23 protein-coding genes are annotated in these 22,835 nt (G+C 48.2%); 21 read left to right on the top strand and 2 right to left on the bottom strand.

Annotated features, from left to right (window positions below; all coding sequences use genetic code 11):
* The first annotated feature begins 1 nt into the window (after position 1).
* Complete coding sequence (gene coaD / locus AC4PM4_RS15945; RefSeq protein ID WP_090807427.1) at positions 2-508, top strand: pantetheine-phosphate adenylyltransferase; 507 nt, start codon at positions 2-4, stop codon at positions 506-508.
* On the opposite strand, the gene AC4PM4_RS15940 is transcribed toward coaD, so the two are convergent.
* Entirely contained in the window at positions 486-1,742 is a 1,257-nt protein-coding gene (locus AC4PM4_RS15940) for a nucleoside recognition domain-containing protein (RefSeq protein ID WP_090949089.1), read from the bottom strand. The genes coaD and AC4PM4_RS15940 overlap by 23 nt on opposite strands.
* Positions 1,743-1,945: 203 nt before the next feature.
* On the opposite strand from AC4PM4_RS15940, the gene AC4PM4_RS15935 reads away from it, so the two are divergent.
* Positions 1,946-2,986 (top strand): SepM family pheromone-processing serine protease, encoded by a 1,041-nt coding sequence (locus AC4PM4_RS15935; protein WP_064639097.1) that lies wholly within the window; start codon positions 1,946-1,948, stop codon positions 2,984-2,986.
* A gap of 209 nt (positions 2,987-3,195) precedes the next feature.
* Here the strand turns inward: AC4PM4_RS15935 and AC4PM4_RS15930 are convergent, their stop codons facing one another.
* Positions 3,196-4,428: a nucleotidyltransferase gene (locus tag AC4PM4_RS15930; RefSeq protein WP_491614026.1), complete on the bottom strand. Its 1,233-nt coding sequence runs from the start codon at positions 4,426-4,428 to the stop codon at positions 3,196-3,198.
* A gap of 484 nt (positions 4,429-4,912) precedes the next feature.
* Between AC4PM4_RS15930 and AC4PM4_RS15925 the strand changes: the two genes are divergently transcribed.
* The 19 genes from AC4PM4_RS15925 (at position 4,913) to trmD (ending at position 22,700) form a co-directional block, all read left to right on the top strand.
* Positions 4,913-5,419: a YceD family protein gene (locus AC4PM4_RS15925; protein ID WP_063564671.1), complete on the top strand. Its 507-nt coding sequence runs from the start codon at positions 4,913-4,915 to the stop codon at positions 5,417-5,419.
* A 68-nt stretch (positions 5,420-5,487) separates the two neighbouring features.
* Positions 5,488-5,661, top strand: coding sequence for a 50S ribosomal protein L32 (gene rpmF, locus AC4PM4_RS15920; RefSeq protein WP_017689233.1), 174 nt, complete (start codon positions 5,488-5,490; stop codon positions 5,659-5,661).
* A gap of 449 nt (positions 5,662-6,110) precedes the next feature.
* Positions 6,111-6,659: a transcription factor FapR gene (fapR, locus tag AC4PM4_RS15915; RefSeq protein ID WP_063564670.1), complete on the top strand. Its 549-nt coding sequence runs from the start codon at positions 6,111-6,113 to the stop codon at positions 6,657-6,659.
* Positions 6,656-7,651 carry a phosphate acyltransferase PlsX gene (gene plsX / locus AC4PM4_RS15910; protein ID WP_063564669.1) on the top strand — a complete coding sequence of 332 codons (996 nt, stop codon included), beginning with the start codon at positions 6,656-6,658 and terminating at the stop codon, positions 7,649-7,651. The genes fapR and plsX overlap by 4 nt, the downstream gene beginning before the upstream one ends.
* An 8-nt stretch (positions 7,652-7,659) precedes the next feature.
* On the top strand, positions 7,660-8,649 hold the full coding sequence (locus tag AC4PM4_RS15905) for a beta-ketoacyl-ACP synthase III (protein ID WP_063564927.1): 990 nt from the start codon (positions 7,660-7,662) through the stop codon (positions 8,647-8,649).
* A 27-nt stretch (positions 8,650-8,676) separates the two neighbouring features.
* The gene (fabD, locus tag AC4PM4_RS15900) at positions 8,677-9,609 is read left to right on the top strand and encodes an ACP S-malonyltransferase (RefSeq protein WP_063564668.1); all 933 of its coding nucleotides are present in this window, start codon (positions 8,677-8,679) and stop codon (positions 9,607-9,609) included.
* A gap of 37 nt (positions 9,610-9,646) precedes the next feature.
* Entirely contained in the window at positions 9,647-10,396 is a 750-nt protein-coding gene (fabG, locus tag AC4PM4_RS15895; RefSeq protein WP_063564667.1) for a 3-oxoacyl-[acyl-carrier-protein] reductase, read from the top strand.
* Positions 10,397-10,547: 151 nt separating this feature from the next.
* Positions 10,548-10,781, top strand: a complete 234-nt coding sequence (acpP, locus tag AC4PM4_RS15890; RefSeq protein WP_024630176.1) for an acyl carrier protein — start codon at positions 10,548-10,550, stop codon at positions 10,779-10,781.
* 180 nt (positions 10,782-10,961) lie between these two features.
* Complete coding sequence (gene fabF, locus AC4PM4_RS15885) at positions 10,962-12,200, top strand: beta-ketoacyl-ACP synthase II (protein WP_024630177.1); 1,239 nt, start codon at positions 10,962-10,964, stop codon at positions 12,198-12,200.
* Between the two features lie 13 nt (positions 12,201-12,213).
* Positions 12,214-12,912, top strand: a complete 699-nt coding sequence (rnc, locus tag AC4PM4_RS15880; protein ID WP_024630178.1) for a ribonuclease III — start codon at positions 12,214-12,216, stop codon at positions 12,910-12,912.
* Positions 12,913-13,100: 188 nt separating this feature from the next.
* Positions 13,101-16,670, top strand: a complete 3,570-nt coding sequence (smc, locus tag AC4PM4_RS15875; protein WP_491614025.1) for a chromosome segregation protein SMC — start codon at positions 13,101-13,103, stop codon at positions 16,668-16,670.
* 75 nt (positions 16,671-16,745) lie between these two features.
* Positions 16,746-17,759, top strand: coding sequence for a signal recognition particle-docking protein FtsY (ftsY, locus tag AC4PM4_RS15870; RefSeq protein WP_063564665.1), 1,014 nt, complete (start codon positions 16,746-16,748; stop codon positions 17,757-17,759).
* A 137-nt stretch (positions 17,760-17,896) separates the two neighbouring features.
* Entirely contained in the window at positions 17,897-18,544 is a 648-nt protein-coding gene (trhA, locus tag AC4PM4_RS15865) for a PAQR family membrane homeostasis protein TrhA (RefSeq protein ID WP_269055880.1), read from the top strand.
* A 262-nt stretch (positions 18,545-18,806) separates the two neighbouring features.
* On the top strand, positions 18,807-19,157 hold the full coding sequence (locus AC4PM4_RS15860) for a putative DNA-binding protein (RefSeq protein ID WP_072732388.1): 351 nt from the start codon (positions 18,807-18,809) through the stop codon (positions 19,155-19,157).
* A 65-nt stretch (positions 19,158-19,222) separates the two neighbouring features.
* Complete coding sequence (gene ffh / locus AC4PM4_RS15855; protein ID WP_063564662.1) at positions 19,223-20,599, top strand: signal recognition particle protein; 1,377 nt, start codon at positions 19,223-19,225, stop codon at positions 20,597-20,599.
* Between the two features lie 54 nt (positions 20,600-20,653).
* Entirely contained in the window at positions 20,654-20,926 is a 273-nt protein-coding gene (gene rpsP, locus AC4PM4_RS15850; protein ID WP_024630184.1) for a 30S ribosomal protein S16, read from the top strand.
* Between the two features lie 23 nt (positions 20,927-20,949).
* Complete coding sequence (locus AC4PM4_RS15845; protein WP_024630185.1) at positions 20,950-21,180, top strand: KH domain-containing protein; 231 nt, start codon at positions 20,950-20,952, stop codon at positions 21,178-21,180.
* A gap of 238 nt (positions 21,181-21,418) precedes the next feature.
* Positions 21,419-21,931: a ribosome maturation factor RimM gene (rimM, locus tag AC4PM4_RS15840; RefSeq protein WP_063564660.1), complete on the top strand. Its 513-nt coding sequence runs from the start codon at positions 21,419-21,421 to the stop codon at positions 21,929-21,931.
* 1 nt (position 21,932) lies between these two features.
* The gene (trmD, locus tag AC4PM4_RS15835) at positions 21,933-22,700 is read left to right on the top strand and encodes a tRNA (guanosine(37)-N1)-methyltransferase TrmD (RefSeq protein ID WP_072732389.1); all 768 of its coding nucleotides are present in this window, start codon (positions 21,933-21,935) and stop codon (positions 22,698-22,700) included.
* The last annotated feature ends 135 nt before the right edge of the window (positions 22,701-22,835 follow it).

Genomic DNA, 22,835 nt, shown 5'->3' with positions numbered 1-22,835 from the left:
AATGATACATCGTCAGGAACGAATTGCCGTATATCCAGGCAGTTTTGATCCCGTAACTATGGGCCATCTGGACATTATTGCCCGGGCGTCGAAGCAGTTCGATCGCGTCATCGTGGCTGTGTTGAATAATATGAGCAAAAATCCATTATTTACGGTGGAAGAACGCAAGAGTCTTATTACGGAAGTCACGAGTCATCTGCCTAATGTGGAGGTGGACAGCTTCCGTGATCTGACGGCAAATTATGTACGGCAAAAAGATGCTCAGGTCATTGTCCGTGGTATCCGCTCGGTGACGGATTTTGAATATGAGCTTCAGCTGGCTTCGACGAACAGCAAGTTAAATCCGGATGCGGAAACCATTTTTATGATGACCAATCCGAAATATTCTTATCTGAGCTCCAGCATCGTCAAGGAAATTGCCCACTACCACGGAGATGTCACCGATCTGGTCTCACCTGAAGTGGAAGCTGCGCTGCGTCAGAAAATTAGCGAGAAAACCGGCGGTTAAACCAGAAGGTCAGCCCGGATAGGCAGATCATGACGGTGAGCAGCAATGCCAGACCGATACAGGCAGCAGGGAAACCATTCCAGACGGCATCGATGATGTCGGAGGTGTTCATGCCTACCAGGGACTGCTTGGTTAGGAAAGGTGCCAAACCATTGCCCGGATTGTTCTGAAACGTAGCCCAGACTTCGGAACTGTAACGGCTGAATGGCAGCCACAGCAGCAAGCTGATGAAAAATGCAACCAATGCATGAAGCAGGCGGATTCCGGCAAAATACAACATGGACGTTGTGGCAAGTCCCGCAGCTTTCAGCACGGCGGAGACTTGCAGATGAGAGCACAGACCACCCCAGCCGAGAACAGCTGCAAGCAAAGACATTAGCAGAACGGGTGTCAGTGGGCTCTGACTCAGATGATAAGTTCCGAGATGCAGTTCCAGCAGTGAGGGCCAAAAAGCAACTGAAGTACCGGGGGTGATATAGAGAGTGAGCAGCCGAACAAACACGGCAAACACAATCATATATCCTCCGGTCATCATTAAAGTTTGTACAGCTTGGGAGACCGTGTCTCCAAGCAATTTGCCGAACCCGCGTCCGTCACGTTTCTGGGCTTCGCGGGCTGCAAACATCATTTGTGACCATAGGCTCCGTCGTTTATACGAAGAAGGGTTTGCAGTTGGGAATTCTTCCTCTTTTGATTCCTTGGGTAGGAGTCGTACTCCGATCATGGCTGCAATCCATCCACTAACCCAGTGAACGATCAGAAGGAAATATCCAGCAGCAGGCTGATGAAGAAAAGCTGCACCGATGACAAGTATAATCATCAATGGATTGGCAAAATGAGATGCTGATGCGACAATACCCGCCTGTTTGGCGGTAATTTGTTGATCCTGCACTAGGCGGGAGGCGGTATCTGCTCCTGCCGGAAAGCCGCCACACATGCCGACAACAATGGCCAGTCCGGCTTTGCCCGGCAGACGGAACCAGCGCTGCATTAATGGCCCTAATAAGACGCCAAGTGCGTGGGTAAAGCCGAATGCAGTCAGCATTTGGGATAACATCAGAAATGGAAGCATGGCAGGAAAGATGATTTTCCACCAAATGTCTAAACCTTGAATAGAGGCATCGAATGCATCTTTCGGAGATACAACTACTGCAATTACCAGCAATAAAGCGCCTGTACTCATAAGTACCGTTCGTAACGGTCCAGAGCCCGTAACTTCGCTCTGCATTGTCATTGTTTCACCTCATATGGATCGTGCCGCATACACTCGGCCAGGATTAGTTGTGGACGGCCGAATGACGTCCGTGGACGCTTCGGCCTTGACCGGATAAGCTACTGTAAACAGCGGCCTATCCGGCCTGTACCATTGTATGCAAAAGCATGAGAGTGTTAGACTTATAATTATTGAAAGATACGCAAAGAACGGGGGCTCATGCAATGAATCGGATTCGGAAATCTGGCGGATTCAGAGCTTCGATCTTTGTGATCGTGGTGGCTCTGGTCGTCTATGTTGCGGTATATATGCCAACGCCATATATCATTTATATGCCTGGCAGTGCCGACGAAGTAAAACCCATGGTTACCGTGAAAGAGGGGGATAAGGAAGAACGCGGTGTGTTTATGATGACGACAGTGTCGGCAACATACGCCAATGTGTTTTTGCTAGGAACCTCCTTGTTTAATCGAAATGCTCAAGTGGATAAAAAAGAAGATCGGCTGCGTGGCAAAAGCGAAGCGGAATATTCTGCCGAACAGGTCTGGTTCATGAGTGATTCACAATCCTCGGCAATGGAGGCGGCTTATGAGCAGGCAGGAGTGAAATACTCCATTGTTCCTGAGCATATTTTTGTATTTGGGCTGTCCGAAGATCCAAAACCTAAGGGAGATATTGAGCCCGGAGATATTATTTTGGGTGTAAACGGAACGGCAACTCCGGACAATACAGTGCTGTCTGAGCAGTTAAAAAACAAAAAGGTCGGAGAAACGGTTGAGATGCAATTAGAGCGAGGCGGAGAGACCATCAGCCGCGACGTTCAACTGATTGAAGTGAAAGATAGCAAAACCGGTGAAGTTCGCCCGGCACTGGGTGTCATGATCGGAGCGGTTCAGAAAGTGAAAGCAGAAGATCCGGATAAACAGATATCCTTCACGGATACTCAGGTAGGTGGTCCATCTGCCGGACTGATGTTCACCCTGGAGATTTACAATCAGTTGACCCCTGGAGATTTGACGAAAGGTCACCGGATTGCTGGCACTGGAACTATTAACAAAGAAGGTGTGGTTGGCGCAATTGGTGGCGTTGTGCACAAAATTGTTGCGGCAGACCGGAAAGAAGCGGAGTTTTTCTTTGTGCCGAAGGATAATTATAAAGAAGCTGAAACTAAGGCTGAACAAATTGGCACCAAAATGAAACTCATTCCTGTTAGCACAGTGGATGATGCGCTGGCTTATCTGAAAACCTTGTCTGTCAAATCCTAAAACAATTATTGGCAACGAATAATGCTTGAACCAATATGAGAATGATGTGAAATCCCCCTATTGCAACGATGCCGAATCGGTGTGCGATAGGGGGATTTTGTTTGAGTAGTCGATATTAAACAACGCAAAAACTTGTGAGTCGATCCATTGAACTTGGGGCTTCGAAATCGTTTATGTTGAACCAGCTATGGATATGACTGAACGTAGAGTTAAAGTCTCACAGGTGGTTCATAGTAGTCGCTGTACATCATGCGTGTATTGATGTGTTCACAGGCGAGTGCATATGCTGCCTGAGCTTGTACATCCAGTTCCAACTGGTTATGGACAAAGGTTGATGGTTTCAGCAGAACGGGCAGAGAAGCCGTCTTTTTCATCTGTTTCAAAAGGCCCTGTCCTTGTGCATTAAACCCGAGCACTCGAAGATACGCTGGCCCTTCAGCCAGCTTCTCGGGCGAACATTCGGCCTTGGTATGATTCAGCAGGATATGGGTCAGCATGCGCTGTAGCTTTGTGCGTGTGTACCGTTTCGTTTTAAGTGCGTTCAGCAACGCCTCGACTGAAGGCTCCGGGAGCTGAGCAAGTGAACGGCTCAGCCTGTGTTCGAGTCCTTCCGTGACCTCGGCGATCTGCTCCAGCTCGGAGGCACGGCGTGTGGCCGCGATGTGCAGCAGCGGCTGTGCAAAACGCTCCCAGTGCACGGGAGCGCGCCCTTCCTGCCATTCGCGCCGCAGAATGGCAAGGGTTGCCGCCGGCACGTATGGCGCGGCGGCTTCGGGCCCGTCCGCCATCAGCAGGCGGCGGACGGCAGTTGCACTGGCGATCGCCCCCGGTCCGGGCGTCGCCTCATGATACGCGGCACCGGTACGCGCCGCCGTATAGGGCTTGATCGCGCTGCCCAGCCGTTGCAGCGCGATCAGGTAATGCAGCCCAAGCGAATTGTTGGGCTGCCCCAGCAGTGCAGCGGCGTCTTCCGCATCGACGCCGCCAGGCGCCAGTGCCGCCGCCGCACCTGCGTATGCGGCGGGATAGCTGGCGCCTTCCCGCAGGCGGCGCGCGATATCCTCGCGCAGCCCTGCGGGCTCCACAGCCAGCACGCGCGCAATGCGCTGCAGGCTGTCCAGGTCGCCGGACTCGCTGCCAAAGCAGAGCGAGTCCACCACGCCTGTGCGGTGCAGAAGTGACACCGCACCAAAGGCGAACCACTCGGCCGGTTGGACAGCATAGGCAACCGGCAGTTCAAGCACCAGATCGGCGCCAGCATGCAGCGCCATCTCAGTGCGTGCCCTTTTGCCCACGATGGCGGGTTCGCCGCGCTGGAGGAAAGGGCCGCTCATCACAGCCACAACAACGTCTGCTCCACTGAGCCGCCTTGCTTCACTCAGATGGTAGACATGTCCGTTATGTAAAGGGTTATATTCAACAATGACGCCAACGGCTTTCATATGAGAACGCGCTCCTTTCGGTAAATATTCAAATGGGGATCAATCTTTCTCTTCCTAGCCCGATAATATGTGAGCTCATCTTGTTCCATAATAGGACATGGATATACCTTTGTTCAAATCATATCGCAGTGTGTACAACGAAAAAGAAAAGAATCCTTCAGATCGATATAGCCCGAACCCGCCTTCAAAATGCATGACTTGTAGTTTAACTTACAGTAAGCCTATAATGTATCAGAGATCGAATGCGGATTAGGATCGTCAATTTTAAAAAGGGTGTAAAGTTAAAAGTGTTGACAAACGTCTTGAAAAATCGGTATAATGATTTTTGTTTGTTAAGTCAATTTCATAATACTTTTAACGATGAATCGTCAGATTACATACAGTCAGGAATTTGATGTGTTGCAAGAGTCAGGCTTGACCTGTATAACTGTCGTTAGGCGTTTAACTTTAATTATGAGATTGGTTTCGTTTGGAGTGATGGGAAATGTTAATGCCATTTCGCAAAGTGGCTACCAGTGATGGTCCCCTGCAGTTTAATGAACAGTGGGATATCAAGGAACTGGTTTCTAACCGACAAGATATCACAGCCGTTACCCCGCTGACTGCAGATTTATCTGCAGAGTTCAGAGAGGGAGACGTTGTGGATGTTCATGGCAAGCTGACAGTAGGAGTGGACATGTTGTGCTCCCGGTGTCTTAAGCCGATTAATGAACATTTTCATATTGATTTTCATGAGCAATTCAAGAAGGGAAAGCAGCCAGAGGAATTGCACGAAGACGACGATACTTTCTATGTGGATGGAGATAGCGTTGATCTGAAGGGTTATGCTGAGGAAGCTTTTCTGCTGAATCTTCCGTTTATACCGCTGTGTAGCGATACATGCAAAGGGTTATGCCCCAAGTGTGGCCATGAGCTGAACGAAGGTGACTGCGGTTGTGATAACCAAGTTATCGATCCGCGGCTTGCAGGGCTCAAGGATTTTTTTAAATGAGCATGATTGAAAATCGAACATTGTAACAACTACCTGCAAAGGTTTATTTTGATAAGGAGGTGGGAATAATGGCAGTACCTCAACGGAGAACATCCAAGACGCGTCGCGACAAACGTCGCACTCACTTTAAATTGGCAGTACCGGGTATGGTGAAATGTGAACAATGTGGCGAGCTGAAGCTTAGTCACCACGTATGCAAAGTGTGCGGAACGTACAAAGCAAGAGAGATCATCTCTCAATAATAGCTAGACATCAAGTAGCACTTCATTTCGATGAGGTGCTACTTTTTTTAGACTATAGCATCGCAAAAATAACTACCTTTACCTGTATTCTATCTTCGTGAATATAGTTCAATATACGTTTTTGATATTTTAGTAAGGCTCGTTACTGGTTGTGTTCGGGGCTGTGAAGCCAGGCTCCGCAAGGCAGGATTGTTTTTGTTCAGCCAGCCTTTCTTTTTGACACGGGATGAGATATACTATAGTTTAGTACCAGGTTCTAAGATTTGACGTTACATAAACATGAACCATGATTCGTGTGAGAACGACCCTGCTGAACAGGGATGCAACTATAGAAGCAACGTGAAAGAGTATTGAACTGACCGGATTGGGCGGTTCCTTAAACGATACAGCGGGGGGTGTCAGGCATCGAACGTGTACCGAAGAGACAGAGGCAGCAGCAGTTAACCAAAATGATCGAAGACAACCCGTTTGTGACGGATCAGGAACTTACACGCCAATTGAAGGTGAGTATTCAGACGATTCGTCTCGACAGACTGGAGCTTGGGATTCCCGAGCTTCGGGAGCGGATGAAACTGATGGCGGAGCGTTCCTATGATCAGGTGCGCTCGTTGCCCCTGCATGAGATTATCGGTGATATTGTGGACTTGCAACTGGACAAGAGCGGGATTTCCTTGTTTGAGATTAAGGAAGAACACGTATTTTCGAGAACGGGCATTGCTCGAGGACACTATGTTTTTGCACAGGCCAACTCGTTGGCTGTAGCCGTTATTAATGACGAGATTGCTTTGACGGCGTCCGCAGACATTCGTTTTGTTCGTTCGGTTCATTTGGCCGAGAAATGTATTGCGAAGGCCTATGTGAGATCGATTCCGGGTCAAAAGGGCAAAGCCAAAGTAGAAGTGTTCACTTATGTGGGTGAAGAAATGGTGTTTCAAGGCAACTTTGTAATCTACCATTCAGGTGGAGAAGACAGCGTAGAAGGAGGTCATTTGGGATGAAAATCGTCATTGATGCCATGGGAGGCGATAACGCACCTGCGTCAACAGTAGAAGGTGCGATCGCCGCGGCTACGGAATGGGCGGATACACAGATCGTCCTGGTCGGCGATGAAGCCAAGCTGGAACCTCTTCTGAGTCAGTCAGGTGCCAAACCTGCTAATCTGACGATTCGGCATGCTTCCGAAGTGATCGGTTCGGATGATGAACCAGTAAAGGCAGTCCGTCGTAAGAAGGATGCCTCCATGGTGGTTGCAGGTCGTATGCTTAAGGAAGGCGAAGCAGACGCCATGATCTCTGCGGGCAATACCGGAGCGCTGATGACAGCCGGCTTGCTTGTGGTAGGTCGTATGGAAGGTATTGAGCGCCCGGCGCTTGCACCCATGATTCCAACGATCGATGATGTGGGTGTACTTGCACTTGATCTTGGTGCGAATATGGATGCCAAACCGGAACACCTCGCACAGTATGGTCTGATGGGGAGCTTGTATCGGCAAAAAGTGCAGGGAATCGCGTCACCAAGAGTGGGCCTGCTCAATGTGGGAACGGAGCCCGGTAAGGGGAATGAGTTGACCAAACATGCCTATCCTTTGCTGGAGCAACTTCCGATTCGTTTTGTTGGTAACGTAGAGGCCCGTGATGTGCTTACAGGTGCGTGTGATGTGCTTGTATGTGATGGATTTGCCGGAAATATATTGCTGAAATCGCTCGAAGGCACAGCAGGTGCCATTTTCGCTCTGCTTAAGGAACAATTCTCATCATCGCTCAAAAGCAAACTGGCTGCTGCTGTGCTCATGCCTGAGCTGCGCGGTTTGAAACGGAAACTGGATTATACCGAGCATGGTGGTGCACCACTCCTCGGCTTGAGCAGACTTGTGGTGAAAAGTCATGGATCGGCTGATGGCAATGCCATCAAAAATGCTGTGCGCCAAGCACGGATTGCAGTACAGAACCAGCTGGTGGAGAGCATATCTAAGGAAATTAGCGGGAAGTGAGTGAAGACATGAATAATTTGCGCCCGGTAGGGGTTATCGGTACTGGTAAATATGTACCTGAGAAAATTTTGACAAACAGCGATTTGGAGAAAATGGTAGATACGAATGATGAGTGGATCGTCAGTCGTACAGGAATCAAGGAGCGTCACATCGCTGCACCGGATCAGGCGACTTCAGATCTGGCATACGAGGCAGCTATCAAAGCACTTGAGTCTGCTGGCATGACTGGCAGCGATCTTGATCTGATTATTGTGGCAACTATTACACCGGATTCTTCATTCCCTTCTACTGCTTGTATTTTGCAAGATAAGCTTGGTGCCAAGGGCGCTGCGGCATTTGACTTGTCTGCTGCCTGCTCCGGATTTGTATACGGTCTGGCAACAGCAACGAGCTTTATCCAAAGCGGCATGTACAACAATGCACTTGTTATTGGTGCAGATTGCTTGTCTCGCATTACTGACTATACCGACCGTAATACCTGTGTGCTGTTTGGCGATGGCGCCGGTGCGGTTATCGTTGGTGAAGTGCCGGAAGGCCGTGGATTTAAATCATTCGATCTCGGAGCTGAAGGTGCGGGCGGAAGCCTGCTTCAAATGGAGGGCGGAGGTTCCCGTCTGCCTGCATCCGTAGAAACGGTTGAGAACAAAAAACATTATATTTACATGAATGGCCGTGAAGTGTTTAAATTTGCAGTACGGGTGATGGGTACAGCGACGATCGAAGTTCTGCGCAAGGCTGGCCTGGAACGTACGGACGTGGATCTGTTTGTTCCTCACCAAGCCAATATCCGGATTATCCAATCTGCAATGCAGCGACTTGAGCTTCCTGAAGAGAAAGTTGTAGTCAACGTGGATAAATACGCCAACACATCTGCAGCCTCCATTCCGCTTGCTCTGGTAGAAGCTGCTGAAGAAGGCCGCATGAAAGCCGGAGATACTGTGCTCATGGTTGGTTTCGGTGGCGGATTGACGTGGGGCGCATCAGTACTCGTTTGGTAAACTAGACAGCTGGGAGAGATGAATTGGATGGGTAAAATAGCATTTGTATTTCCCGGACAGGGATCGCAGGCTGTGGGCATGGCCAAGGACGCGTATGAGTCTGTGCCTGCGGCAACAGAGATTTTTCGCACAGCCGATGAAACGCTAGGTTTCGCGCTGAGCAATCTTGTTTTTGAGGGACCAGAGACCGAGTTGAAACAGACATCGAATACACAACCGGCTCTGCTGACAGCAAGTATTGCATTGCTTGAGGCTTTTAAAGAAAAAGGAATTCAGCCTGATTATACGGCCGGACACAGTCTGGGTGAATACAGTGCACTGGTCGCGGCGGGCGTTCTTTCGTTCGCGGACGCGGTAAGCATTGTGCGGGCACGCGGTCAATATATGGAACAGGCTGTTCCTGGTGGACAGGGTGCAATGGCTGCGGTATTGGGTGCGGATCGGGAAGCGCTGGGGGTGCTTTGCCGGGACGTATCCGAAAGTGGTCATGTGGTTGAACTTGCCAACATCAACTGTCCGGGACAAATCGTGATTTCCGGTGTGAAGGAAGGGGTATCTGCTGTCGCTGAACGGGTCAAAGAAGCGGGCGGCAAACGTGCCATCACACTTGAAGTAAGCGGTCCGTTCCATTCTTCCTTAATGAAGGATGCAGCAGAGAAGCTGGCTGAGAAACTGAAAACTGTTTCGTTCTCACCTGGGGATGTCCCTGTAGTTGCAAATGTGACTGCAAGACCTGTGGAGGACGGTAAGGTTCAGGATTTATTGACAGCTCAGGTCTATTCTCCGGTTTTATGGGAAGACAGTGTGACATGGCTTATTGAGCAAGGTGTAGATACCTTTATCGAGATTGGTTCTGGCAGTGTGTTAACAGGTTTGATTAAAAAAACAGATAAAACCGTTAAACTGTACAATGTAAACAGTCTTGAGACGCTCGAAGCAACGGCAGCTGCACTAATTTGATTAACCATGATTAGATTTGGGGAAAGGAGGAATGATTATGTCTAAACCATTACAAGGCAAAAATGCGCTCGTTACCGGTGCATCCCGTGGTATTGGGCGCAGTATTGCACTCGCTTTGGCCGAGGCTGGCGCCAACGTGGCCGTGAATTATGCGGGCAGTCAAGCGGCAGCTGAGGAAGTAGCGGAAGCGATTCGTGCCAAAGGTGTCCAGGCAATTACGATTCAAGCGAATGTGGGCCAGATGGACGAAGCCGAACAAATGGTCAAAGCTACCATTGAGGCATGGGGCAACGTTGATATTCTTGTCAACAATGCTGGAATTACCCGTGATAATCTGATCATGCGTATGAAGGAAGAGGAATTTGATCAGGTGATCGAAACCAACCTCAAAGGGGTGTTTAACTGCCTTAAGGCGGTTACACGTCCAATGATGAAGCAACGGTCTGGTAGAATTATCAATATCTCCTCTGTTGTGGGTGTGCTCGGAAATGCTGGACAAGCAAACTATGTTGCTGCCAAGGCAGGGGTCATCGGTTTGACGAAGGCATCTGCTCGTGAGCTTGCCTCCCGCGGCATCACAGTTAACTGCGTTGCACCAGGATTTATTGAGACCGATATGACGAAGGAATTGTCCCAGGAGATCGTGGACAACATGTTGAACGGTATTCCGTTGTCCCGTCTGGGCCAACCGGATGAAATCGCCGGTGTTGTCACGTTCCTGGCTTCAGAAGCTTCATCTTATATGACAGGGCAGACACTGCATGTTGATGGTGGCATGTACATGTAATTCTTCCCGGACTTGAACAATAGTCGGGGAACAGGCGCTGGACGATCCGAAATGCCGGAAAAAGGCCGGGTTCCCCGGCCGGGAGCCGCATATGTCTTCTATGGCATTTTGCCTGCGATTCTCGTATAATACCAAGGAGGAGGTGAACCGGATGTCCGATGTATTGGAGCGTGTAAAACGCATCGTCGTCGACCGCTTGGGCGCAGACGAAGCTGAAGTTACACTTGAAGCATCTTTCAAAGAAGATTTGGGTGCTGATTCTTTGGATGTAGTGGAATTGGTCATGGAATTGGAAGATGAATTCGATTTGGAAATCTCTGATGAAGATGCAGAAAAAATCACGACCGTAGGTGAAGTTGTAAACTACATACAATCTCATACCTAAAGTCAATTCAGTCCCGCACCTGTTTTCGAACAGGCGGGACTTCTCATCATTCATTGGTTTTTCTCATTCCGCAAGCGGCGCTGGTCAAACGGATCTCCGGGTCCTGCTTGGCTAGACGTCTGCTTGCGGATATTCCCACAAAATAATTGCGTAATGCAGTCGATATAGAGGTGAGTCGGTTTGAAACAAAGAGTTGTAATTACCGGAATGGGCGTAATGACATCGCTCGGAAAAGATTTGGAAACGTTCTGGGGCAGTTTAATGGCAGGTAAGTCCGGAATCTCTCAGATTGAGGCGTTTGATGTAAGTGAATATACCACTCAAATTGCAGCCGAGATCAAGGATTTCAACCCGGAAGAATACATGGATCGCAAAGATGCACGTAAAATGGACCGTTTTGTTCAGTTCGCTGTAGCAGCTGGTTTCAAAGCCGTTGAAGACAGTGGTCTGAAAATTGACGAGAACATTGATGCAGAGCGTTTTGGTGTGTCGATCGGATCGGGTATCGGTGGATTGGGTACTTGGGAGGACCAACATAATGCATTGCTGCAAAAAGGTCCTAAACGCGTAAGCCCATTTTTCATTCCGATGATGATCTCCAACATGGCTTCTGGCCAGATGTCGATTTCTCTCGGGGCGAAAGGTCCTAACATCAACGTGGTAACGGCATGTGCTACAGGAACACACTCCATTGGAGATTCCTTCAAGCTGATTGCAAACGGTGATGCGGATGCAATGATTTGTGGCGGTGCGGAAGCAACCATTAGACCAACTGGTCTGGCTGGGTTCTGTGCAATGCGTGCCATGTCTACACGTAATGATGATCCGGCTAAGTCGAGCCGTCCTTTTGATACAGAACGTGACGGGTTTGTTATGGGTGAGGGCGCGGGAGTTCTGATCCTTGAATCCCTTGAACATGCTCAAAAACGTGGTGCTCGTATTTATGGCGAAGTAATTGGTTACGGTCTCACTGGCGATGCACATCACATGACGGAGCCTGATCCGGACGGAGCAGCTCGTTGCATGAAGATGGCTCTTCGTAATGCGGGTATCGAACCAGAAGAAGTGGACTATATCAATGCACATGGTACATCAACACCTGTAGGTGACAGATCCGAAACGCTTGCGATCAAAAAAGCGTTTGGCGATCATGCGTACAAGCTTGCTGTGAGTTCAACCAAATCGATGACAGGTCATATGCTTGGTGCTGCTGGTGGCGTAGAAGCTGTAATCTGCGGATTGTCGCTGACACATCAGACGCTTGCTCCAACAATCAACCTGGAAAATCAGGACCCGGAATGTGATCTGGATTATGTTCCAAACGTTCCACGTCAAACTAAAGTCAACATTGCCATGTCCAATTCATTTGGGTTCGGCGGTCACAATGCCACCATTATTCTCAAAAAATTTGAAGCATAAGGGGCTAGTTCGTTTGAGTGAAGATCTGAAGCAGTTACAACACAAACTTCAAATCAAATTTGACAACAGGCAGCTTTTAAAACAAGCGTTTACCCATGCTTCTTATGTAAACGAACACCGGTTCAGTCAGCATCAGGATAACGAGCGTCTGGAGTTTCTGGGCGATGCGGTACTGGAACTGACTGTGTCGGAATACTTGTATCACTTGTTTCCTAACCGGCCGGAAGGTGAATTAACTAAGCTGCGGGCATCCATTGTCTGCGAGCCTTCCCTCGTCAAATTTGCTGAAGCGTTGGGTTTTGGGCAGTATGTACTTCTTGGTAAAGGTGAGGAACTGACGGGAGGACGAACTAGACCGGCTTTGTTAGCGGATGTGTTTGAATCTTTCATCGGTGCATTATATCTGGATCAGGGATTGGCGCCTGTCCGGACATTTCTGGATCAGCATGTATTTCCGTTGATCGTTCTGGGCAGCAAATTGCAAATGAGCGATTACAAAACGGAATTGCAGGAACTCACTCAGCATCACAATATGGGAGCTCTGGAATACCGTATTGTTGAGGAACGGGGCCCTGCCCATGAACGGGAGTTTGTCTCCGAGGTCCATATGGGTCAAGAACGGCTTGGCAGAGGTACAGGACGTTCCAAAAAGGAAGCCGAACAACAGGCTGCATCCGCAGCACTGGATCGACTGAAGCTTCCGGAAGCCTGAGCTTTACCGTAAGCGCATAGACAAACGAAGAGCAAAGAGCAGCCCGCGGGTCCGCCTGGCGGAATTTATCGGCCGGACTGCTTTTTGCTCTTTTTTTGTAAGGAGGATCAGGATTTTCTTTTCCTGTTCGATAACTAGGCGCTGAATGCAACATTTGAAATTTGCAAGAGGAGGTGACGGGAAACCCTATGTTTTTGAAACGGATTGAACTGGGTGGATTCAAGTCATTCGCCGACAAAACGGAAATGGAATTCGTTCGTGGCATAACCGCTGTTGTGGGCCCGAACGGAAGTGGCAAAAGTAACATTTCAGACGGCATACGCTGGGTTCTTGGGGAACAAAGCGCCAAATCACTGCGTGGTGGCAAGATGGAAGATATCATTTTTGCCGGCAGTGATGCACGGAAGGCTGTTAATTTTGGTGAAGTTTCGTTAACGCTGGATAACGAAGATCATGCGCTTGCTTTGGATTTTGGCGAAGTAACGGTAACGCGTCGTGTACATCGCAGCGGAGACAGTGAATATTTTATCAACAAGCAGTCGTGTCGGTTGAAGGATATTACCGAATTGTTTATGGATACCGGGATCGGAAAGGAAGCTTACTCGATTATTGGACAGGGGCGAATCGAAGAGATTCTGAGTACCCGTTCAGAGGATCGCAGGGGGATCTTTGAAGAGGCATCAGGTATTGTTAAATATAAATCTCGCAAACGGGATGCTACTCGCAAACTGGATGAGACGGAACAGAATTTATTGCGTATTCATGACCTTGTCACCGAGTTGGAAGACCAGATTGGTCCGTTAAAGGAACAATCGGAGAAAGCAATCCATTATAAGGAATTACGTGGACAGCTGAAATCGCAGGAAATCTCTATGTATGTTTATCAGATTGAACAAATTCACGCTTCCTGGAGCAAAGCAAACCAACGACTTGAATCGTTGAAACAGGAAGAAGTCGGATTGGCGGCTATCGTCTCCACTCATGATGCCAAGCTGGAAAGTGACCGAAATGCACTGCGTACGCTGGAGACGGAGACGGAACAGCTGCAATCGGCCTTATTGCAATTCAGTGAAGCAACGGAGAAGAGCGAAGGGCTAGGAGAACTACTCAAGGAGCGTTCGCGTCATCTGCAGACGAACCAGGAACAGCTTAAAGTGACGCTTGCAGCGAGTGAAGAGAGACATCGGGAGCGTGAAGCCGAGTTACTTGCATTACGCGAAAAGTTTGCCAAGCTTGAACTGGAATTGAGTGACGTAAGAAACCGCCTATCCGAAGAAGAGGCCAAACTTATCGGTGTTACTGGCGGCATTAGCCAACAGCAGGAGGAAAGCCTTAAGGGCAACTTGCTGGAACTGATGAATCAGATGGCTCAGACACGAAATGAAATTCGTTACGCGGACCAACAGAAAGAAACGCTGGAACGGCGAATGAATCGCGCGACTGAGGAATCCGGCAAGTGGGAAGGCCAGAAGGAAACGCTGGAAGCCCGCAAAACGGAGATTGAGAAAAAAGTTGTTCGTTTGGGCAAGGAAATCAGTGATCTGCGCGGTGGATATATTACGGAAAGTGAACGTCTCCAATCGTTGCAGAAGCTGCTCGAAGAAAGCCGGGGAACTGTCCGTAAATGGGAGCAGAAGCGTGAAGCCCAGGTCTCCCGTCGCGATACAATGAAAGAGATGCAGGATGATTTTGACGGTTTCATGTTGGGTGTCAAAGAAGTTCTTAAGGCATCACGCAAAGGTACACTGAACGGGGTTCATGGAGCTGTTGCAGAGCTCGTTAAAGTGCCTGAAAAGATCGAACTTGCGGTAGAGACAGCGATGGGCGCTTCCCTGCAGCATGTCGTCATGGAGAATGAATCGGTTTCCAGACAGGCGATCGCTTTTCTGAAACAACGTCAATTGGGCAGAGCTACGTTCCTCCCGCTGGATGTTATTCGTGCACGTACCATTGGTGCGGGTGAACGTTCGATGATCGAAGGCATGGATGGTTTTGTGGGAATTGGTGCGGATCTCGTACAATACGAAGAACGTTATGCTGCGATCATTGGAAGCTTACTCGGAAATGTCATTATTGCGGAGAAGTTGGAGGATGCCAATAAGATCGCGGCTCGCTGCCAATATCGTTTCCGGGTCGTAACCCTGGAAGGCGATGTGGTTAACGCGGGTGGTTCGATGACTGGTGGTAGCCAGCACAAGAAAAATGTAAGTCTGCTCAGTCGCAAACGGCAGCTGGACCAGCTGGACCAGGATATTTTGGATACCGAAAATCAGATCGTAAAACTTCATCGCAGTGTGGATGATGTAAAAACTCAACTGGAGCAGTGCCAGGACAAGCTGGACGAGCTGCGTCAGTCTGGAGACGACACCCGGAATGCAGAACAGCAGGCTTCAATGGAAATGAAGCAGGTTGAGCATGAGCTGCGTCACGTGCTGGAACAGGTTGCTGTAGCCGGGCAGGAGAAGAGTGGCTTTACCGAAGAAATCAAAGAGATGGATACAGCTCGCGATGTCGCCGTGAAGAAGCTGGAGCAGCTTGAGGAAGAAGAGAAGGCAACTCATAGGGCCATTCATGCCGCAGAATTTGCGCGTAAAGCGAATGAATCGGCGAAGGAGGAATTGCAGACCCAACTCACTGATCTGAAAGTCCGAGAGGGGAAACTGGATCAGGAACGATTCTCCAACGAGGAGCAATTGCGTCGTCTGGAGCGCGAAGTGGATTCACTGGTGAAGGATCTTCGTCAAAATCGTACGTTGCTAGCCTCCATGGAAGCCGATCTGAAGAAAACAGAGACTGAGAGTGTTAAACAGATTGAAGATCTTAACCAATACAAGCTGAAAAAAGCGGAATCTGCACAGGAGCTGGACTTCAAGCGTGCTGCCCGAAGCGAGCTGTCGAAGAAGCTTGAGCTTGCCGAGAGTGAAACGAAGGAACAGCGCACACAGCTGAAAGCTGTGGAGGAACAGATGCGACAAACGGAAATTTCCGTGAACAGACTTGATGTTGAGTTGGAAAATATTCTGCGCAAACTGATGGATGAGTATGAGCTCGGTTATGAACTCGCCAAAGAGCGTTATCCAGTACCGGAAGATGTGGAGAGCACACAAGCTGAGGTTCAGAAACTGAAGCGCAGCATTGCAGCTCTTGGCGACGTCAATCTGGGAGCCATCGAGGAATTCCAGCGGGTTAACGAACGGTATGAGTTCCTCAGCACGCAGAAGAATGACCTGGTTGAAGCCAAAACAACGTTGTATCAGGTTATTCGAGAAATGGAAGACGAGATGGCCAAACGATTCAAGGCAACATTTGATGCGATTCGCCGGGAGTTTGGGGCTGTCTTCACCAAGCTGTTTGGCGGAGGTCGCGCGGATCTTGTATTGATGGACCCTGAGCGTTTGCTCGATACGGGCATTGATATCGTCGCACAGCCACCAGGCAAAAAGCTGCAAAACCTGCAGCTATTATCCGGTGGGGAACGAGCGTTGACCGCGATGGCTCTCTTATTCGCTATTCTGCATGTTAAGCCGGTACCGTTCTGCGTACTGGATGAAGTGGAAGCGGCACTGGATGAAGCCAACGTGGTGCGTTTTGCCCAGTATTTGCGTGAGTTCTCGGAACAAACACAATTCATCGTTGTTACACATCGCAAAGGCACAATGGAAGAAGCGGATGTGCTGTATGGTGTCACGATGGAAGAGGGCGGAGTATCCAAGCTCGTTTCGGTTAAACTGGAAGATGAGGAAGCTGTCATTGCCTAATCTTTGAGTTGGTTGTCACGCATGAACTCATCTAATATCATTTAAACTAAGAAATGTACACGATGGAGGGGCTTTATGAGTTTTTTTAAAAAGCTGAGAGACAGCATTGCAAGCAAAACGGAGTCGGTTACCAAACAGTTCAAGGACGGATTGGAAAAGACGCGTAAAGGCCTTGTAGAGAAAGTATCGGATCTCGTTATCCGTCGCAAAAAAATCGACGAGGAATTCTATGAAGAGTTGGAAGAGATTCTGATTGGAGCCGACGTAGGTGTCAATACGGTCATGAAACTGATTGAAGATCTGCGTGATGAGGTCAAAAAACGTAAAATTGAGGATGCGGCTGAACTACAGCCTGTATTGTCCGAAAAACTGACGGGTTTGCTTCGTGGCGAGCAGAATAATGAACTGAAAATGAATCCGGATGGCATTACGGTCATTTTGTTTGTTGGTGTTAATGGTGTTGGTAAAACAACAACGATTGGTAAGCTGGCCCATCGCTTCAAACAGCAGGGTAAAAAGGTCATCATGGCAGCAGGTGATACGTTCCGTGCCGGAGCGATTGAACAACTCGAAGTATGGGGACAACGTGCTGGTGTGGAAGTCATTAAGCAACAATCAGGTTCTGACCCTGCAGCTGTAATGTATGATGCGGTACAGGCTGCGAAGCAGCGGGGTGCTGATGTATTGCTCTGTGATACAGCAGGCCGTCTGCAAAATAAATCCAATCTGATGGACGAACTCAACAAAATCTATCGTGTCATTCAACGTGAAATTCCGGAAGCACCTCATGAAGTATTAATGGTGCTGGATGCAACTACAGGTCAGAATGCACTGAATCAGGCCAAACTCTTTGGAGAGAAGAGCGGGGTAACTGGACTTGTACTGACGAAGCTGGATGGTACCGCCAAAGGTGGTATTGTTGTTGCAATTCGTCAGGAGTTGGATCTGCCTGTGAAGCTGGTCGGACTGGGTGAGAAAATTGATGATCTGCAGCCATTCGACTCGGAGCAATTCGTACATGCGTTGTTTGCCGGATTGATTCAAGAACAGCCAGCTGAAAGTGCTGAAGAAGAGGAAGCTAATTCCTAGAATCATTAATAAATAGGATAGCGTTAACCGTATTGCCAGTGATATACGTGATAAGTGTCACGTGTAATGTCACTGGCAATACGTGTATAATGGGAATAAAGCAGGCAATGCTAAAGGGTTAGAAAGGACGGTTGAAAATGGCCAATACTCATACCTATTCTCGCCGTGAAGAAGTCGCCAATGCGGTGACACATGGAATCGGCGCTGCACTCAGTGTAGCTGCACTGGTGATATTGATTGTATTTGCAAGCATGAAAGGCACGGCTTGGCATGTGGTCAGTTTCACGATCTACGGGATCACCATGCTGCTGCTCTATACGAGCTCTACACTCGTGCATGCATGGAAAGATGGAAAAGTGAAAGACTTATTTGAGATTTTCGACCATTCTTCCATATATTTGTTTATTGCGGGATCGTACACTCCACTTTTGTTTATTGCTGTTCGCGGCACACTTGGATGGGCCCTGTTCGGTATAATCTGGGGAGTCGCATTATTCGGCGTAATCTTTAAGGCGTTTTTTACGAAAAGGTTTCTGTTCATGTCCACGATTTTCTATATTGCGATGGGCTGGCTCATCGTTATTGCCTGGCAACCGCTTATGACTGCCATCCCTACAGGCGGAATTGTGCTGCTGGTTGCTGGAGGTCTGATGTATACACTGGGGACGCTTTTTTATGTTTGGCGTGGATTTCCGTACCACCATGCGATTTGGCATCTCTTTGTGCTCGCAGGCAGTATTCTTCATTTCTTTATGGTACTTCTGTACCTGACACCACTTCGGTAGGCCACGGTAGATAGCGTAAAACGAATCGGCTCCATCTGTGGAGACCCATTCGTTTTTTTTGTTCTATATAAATGACACAGCAGGCTGAATTCTACTGTAGATGAATGGCTAAGATCAACCTTGTAGGCACGAAAAATGAGTGTAAAATGAACGTTTTTATTGTGACAAGTATTTTTGCTTGACAACCTGATTTGTTTTAGGTATTATTAGGAACGTTGCAAGAGTGTAAAGTGTTTTTCCTTGACGAAGGGAGTGCCCCGTTATGAGTCAAGAAAACCGGCTTGAGAAGACAAACCGGATTAACTTGCTGTTTGCTTTCTATGAACGGTTGCTTACCGAGAAACAGCAGACTTTTCTAAAGTATTACTTTCATGATGATTTCTCGCTGGGCGAGATTGCAGCCGAGTTCGAGATCAGCCGCCAGGCGGTATACGAGCATATCAAGCGTGCCGAACAAGTGCTGGAAAATTACGAAAGCAAGCTTGGCTTGCTGGAGAAGCACGAACGGCGTAACCGTAATCTTGAAGATTTGCAAAATGCATTGGAGCGCGCAGGCGTTTCCATTGATAACAACAAACAAATAAACGATATTATTCATCAACTCAGAGAGTAGTTCGTAAGAGTTGAATGAAACGTATCGGTCCTGAAAACAGTATTACAGCTTAAGGAGGTGGGATCATGGCATTTGAAGGATTAACGACCCGATTGCAGAATGTGTTCAGCAAGCTGCGTGGCAAAGGCAAGGTGTCTGATGAAGATGTTGCCGAAGCTATGCGCGAGGTACGTCTGGCATTGCTCGAAGCGGATGTAAACTTCAAAGTGGTCAAGGAATTCATCGCCAAGGTGAAAGAGAAGGCTGTTGGCAAAGAAGTGATGGAGAGCTTCACGCCAGGAATGGTCATTATCGACATCGTAAACAAGGAACTGACGGATTTGATGGGTGGAAGCCAGTCGAAGCTGGCTAAAGCGAACAAACCGCCTACGGTACTGATGATGGTTGGTTTGCAGGGTGCAGGTAAAACGACCACATCCGGTAAACTGGCTAAAATGCTGCAAAAGCAGAATAGTAGACCGTTGCTTGTTGCAGGAGATATTTATCGTCCAGCAGCGATCAAGCAGTTGCAAGTGCTCGGCGAGCAGATCAAAGCGCCAGTATTTACCCTGGGAGATCAGACAAGCCCTGTAGAAATTGCACGTCAGGGTCTGCAGCATGCCAAGGACAACGGCAATGACTATGTCATTATCGATACAGCTGGACGCCTGCATGTCGATGAAGAACTGATGGAAGAGCTTCGTCAGATTCACAGCGTAGTAAATCCCGATGAAGTGTTGCTTGTCGTAGACAGCATGACAGGTCAGGATGCAGTTAATGTGGCAGAACACTTTAACCAGCAGCTTAATCTGACGGGTGTCGTTCTGACAAAGCTTGACGGAGATACTCGTGGTGGTGCCGCGCTTTCCGTTAAAGCAGTCACCGGTTGCCCAATCAAGTTTGCTTCCCTTGGTGAGAAACTTGATGCACTGGAACCTTTCCATCCGGAGCGTATGGCTTCACGTATTCTTGGTATGGGTGATATGCTCTCTCTGATTGAGAAAGCACAGTCCAACATTGATACCGATAAAGCCAAGGAAATGGAACGGAAGATGCGTAATGCAGAATTCACGTTTGAAGATTTCCTGGAGCAAATGGATCAAGTGAAAAAGCTGGGGCCAATCGATCAGATCATGGATATGATTCCTGGTATGGGCAAGATGAAACAAGCCAAGGACCTGAAGGTTGATGATAAACAGATGGGCCGGATCGAAGCGATCGTGTACTCCATGACGACCGAGGAGAAACGTAACCCTGATATGATCAACCATAGCCGCCGGAAGCGGATTGCTACAGGTAGTGGAACATCCCTGGCCGAAGTAAACCGTCTGATCAAGCAGTTTGATGAGATGCGCCGCATGATGAAACAGTTCTCGGATATGATGGGACCTAAAGGCGGCAAGAACAAAGCGATGAAGCAGCTCAAAGGTTTGGGCAAAGGAATGAAGTTTCCTTTCCGTTGATTCTGGGAGCAGCTGAACGATATACAGATTTCATTGAAGGAGGTGAATTTTCAAATGGCAGTTCGTATTCGTCTGAAACGTATGGGTGCTCACAAAGCTCCTTTCTACCGCGTAGTGGTATCGGATTCCCGTTCCCCACGTGACGGTCGTTTTATCGAGGAGATCGGTTACTACAACCCGGTTGAACAACCGGCTGTTGTTAAGATCGATGAAGATAAAGCATTGCAATGGCTTCAAAACGGTGCACAAGCATCTGACACTGTCCGCAACTTGCTGAGCAAAGCGGGCGTGATGAAGAAGTTCCACGAGTCTAAATTGACTAAATAAGGTGCTGATTCGGAGGGTCCTCTATGGAAGAATTAGTAAGCATAATTGCTAAGGCTTTGGTCGATCATCCGGAAGATGTGGCGGTTCGGACGGTTGAGAAAGACCGGCTTGTCGTTTATGAGTTAACCGTTCATCCTGACGATGTTGGGAAAGTGATTGGTAAACAGGGGCGAATCGCAAAGTCTCTTCGTACAGTCGTCACATCAGCAGCAGTTAAGATGGATAAACGGGTAACCGTTGATATCATATCTTAAAGATATACGAAAGGGGGTTAGGATGCATGTCCTAGCCCCTTTTCGTGCATGCTGAAACTTAAATAATAGGATTGAAAAAGCTCGTCAAGTATGATTATCTGCGGAAGTAGTGAAGGGTACGGAATCGATCCCAAGAAGCGTTAGGATAACAGCGATACGAAGAACGATCCGTAACCAGAACGGCTGCGGGAGATCATCACATATACGTACCAATATGAATGGATTGTAGGAGGAAAGTATGGCAGAGTTTATGAATGTAGGTAAAATCGTCAATACGCATGGAATTCGTGGCGAGGTGAGAATCATGCCTTTAACTGATTTTCCGGAAGTGCGTTTTGCGAAAAATGCAGAGTTGTTTTTCTTTACACCAGATAATCATCCAGTTATGGTTAACGTGGAATCTGCACGTTTGCATAAGAATATGTATATTCTTCGTCTGAAAGAGTATGGCAACATTAATGAAGTAGAGAAGTTTAAAGGCGGCATGGCCAAAGTGTTAAAAGAGAATCTGGCAGAGCTGGAGGAAGGTGAATACTACTTCCATCAAATCGTTGGGTGTTCTGTCATCACCGAAGAGGGTGAAACACTTGGAACCATCTCTGAGATTTTGACTCCTGGAGCGAATGATGTATGGGTTGTCAAAACGCCTGCAGGTAAAGAAATTCTGCTTCCGGTTATTGATGATGTTGTTCTTGATGTGGATGTTACAGAGAAGCAAGTCAAGGTTCACCTGATGGAAGGGCTGCTATAACATGAAAGTGGATGTATTAACCCTATTCCCGGAAATGTTTGACGGTGTGTTCGGAACCAGCATTCTGGGCAAAGCCCAAACCAAAGGGCTTGTATCTCTGGGAGCAACAAACTTTCGGAATTTTGCGACCAATAAACATAATACAGTTGACGATGCACCTTATGGCGGAGGTGGAGGTATGGTATTGAAGCCAGATCCCATCTTTGCTGCTGTCGAGGATGTATTAGAACAACGAGGCGAAGCTGCGGCAACGATGAAACCGCCACGTATCATTCTAATGTGCCCGCAAGGTGAGACGTTCACACAGAAAAAAGCAGAAGAACTTGTACAAGAAGATCATCTGATTTTTATTTGCGGACATTACGAAGGCTATGATGAGCGTATCCGTGAGTTTCTCGTGACGGACGAATTGTCGATTGGTGATTACGTGCTGACGGGTGGCGAACTGCCTGCGATGGTGGCGATTGACAGTATTGTACGCCTTATTCCGGGTGTACTGGGTAATGAGACAAGTGCTGTAACGGATTCATTCAGTACCGGATTGCTCGAGTACCCGCACTACACACGTCCTCCGGAATTCAGAGGTATGAAGGTGCCCGATATGTTGCTATCTGGACATCATCTGAATATTGAGGCATGGCGCAGGGAGCAATCCTTGCTTCGCACGCTGGAACGTAGACCGGATATGTTGGAGACGGCAGACCTGACGGACAAAGAACGAGTTTGGTTAAACAAGCTTCGTTCCGATCGTGAAAAGAATGCAGAGTAATTTGATATTATCTCGTTTGAGCTCGTAAAATAATCTCATTCGAAATCTTGAAAGACCAACCTTGTGATATGAAGGTTGGTCTTTTTCTGTATTGAACACTTTTGCCGCTTTGAACATTTTTGCATGTTCCGAAAT

It is taken from the genome of Paenibacillus sp. MDV22-iso6, assembly GCF_058408365.1.
This window is presented reverse-complemented; position numbering and strand designations above follow the sequence as displayed.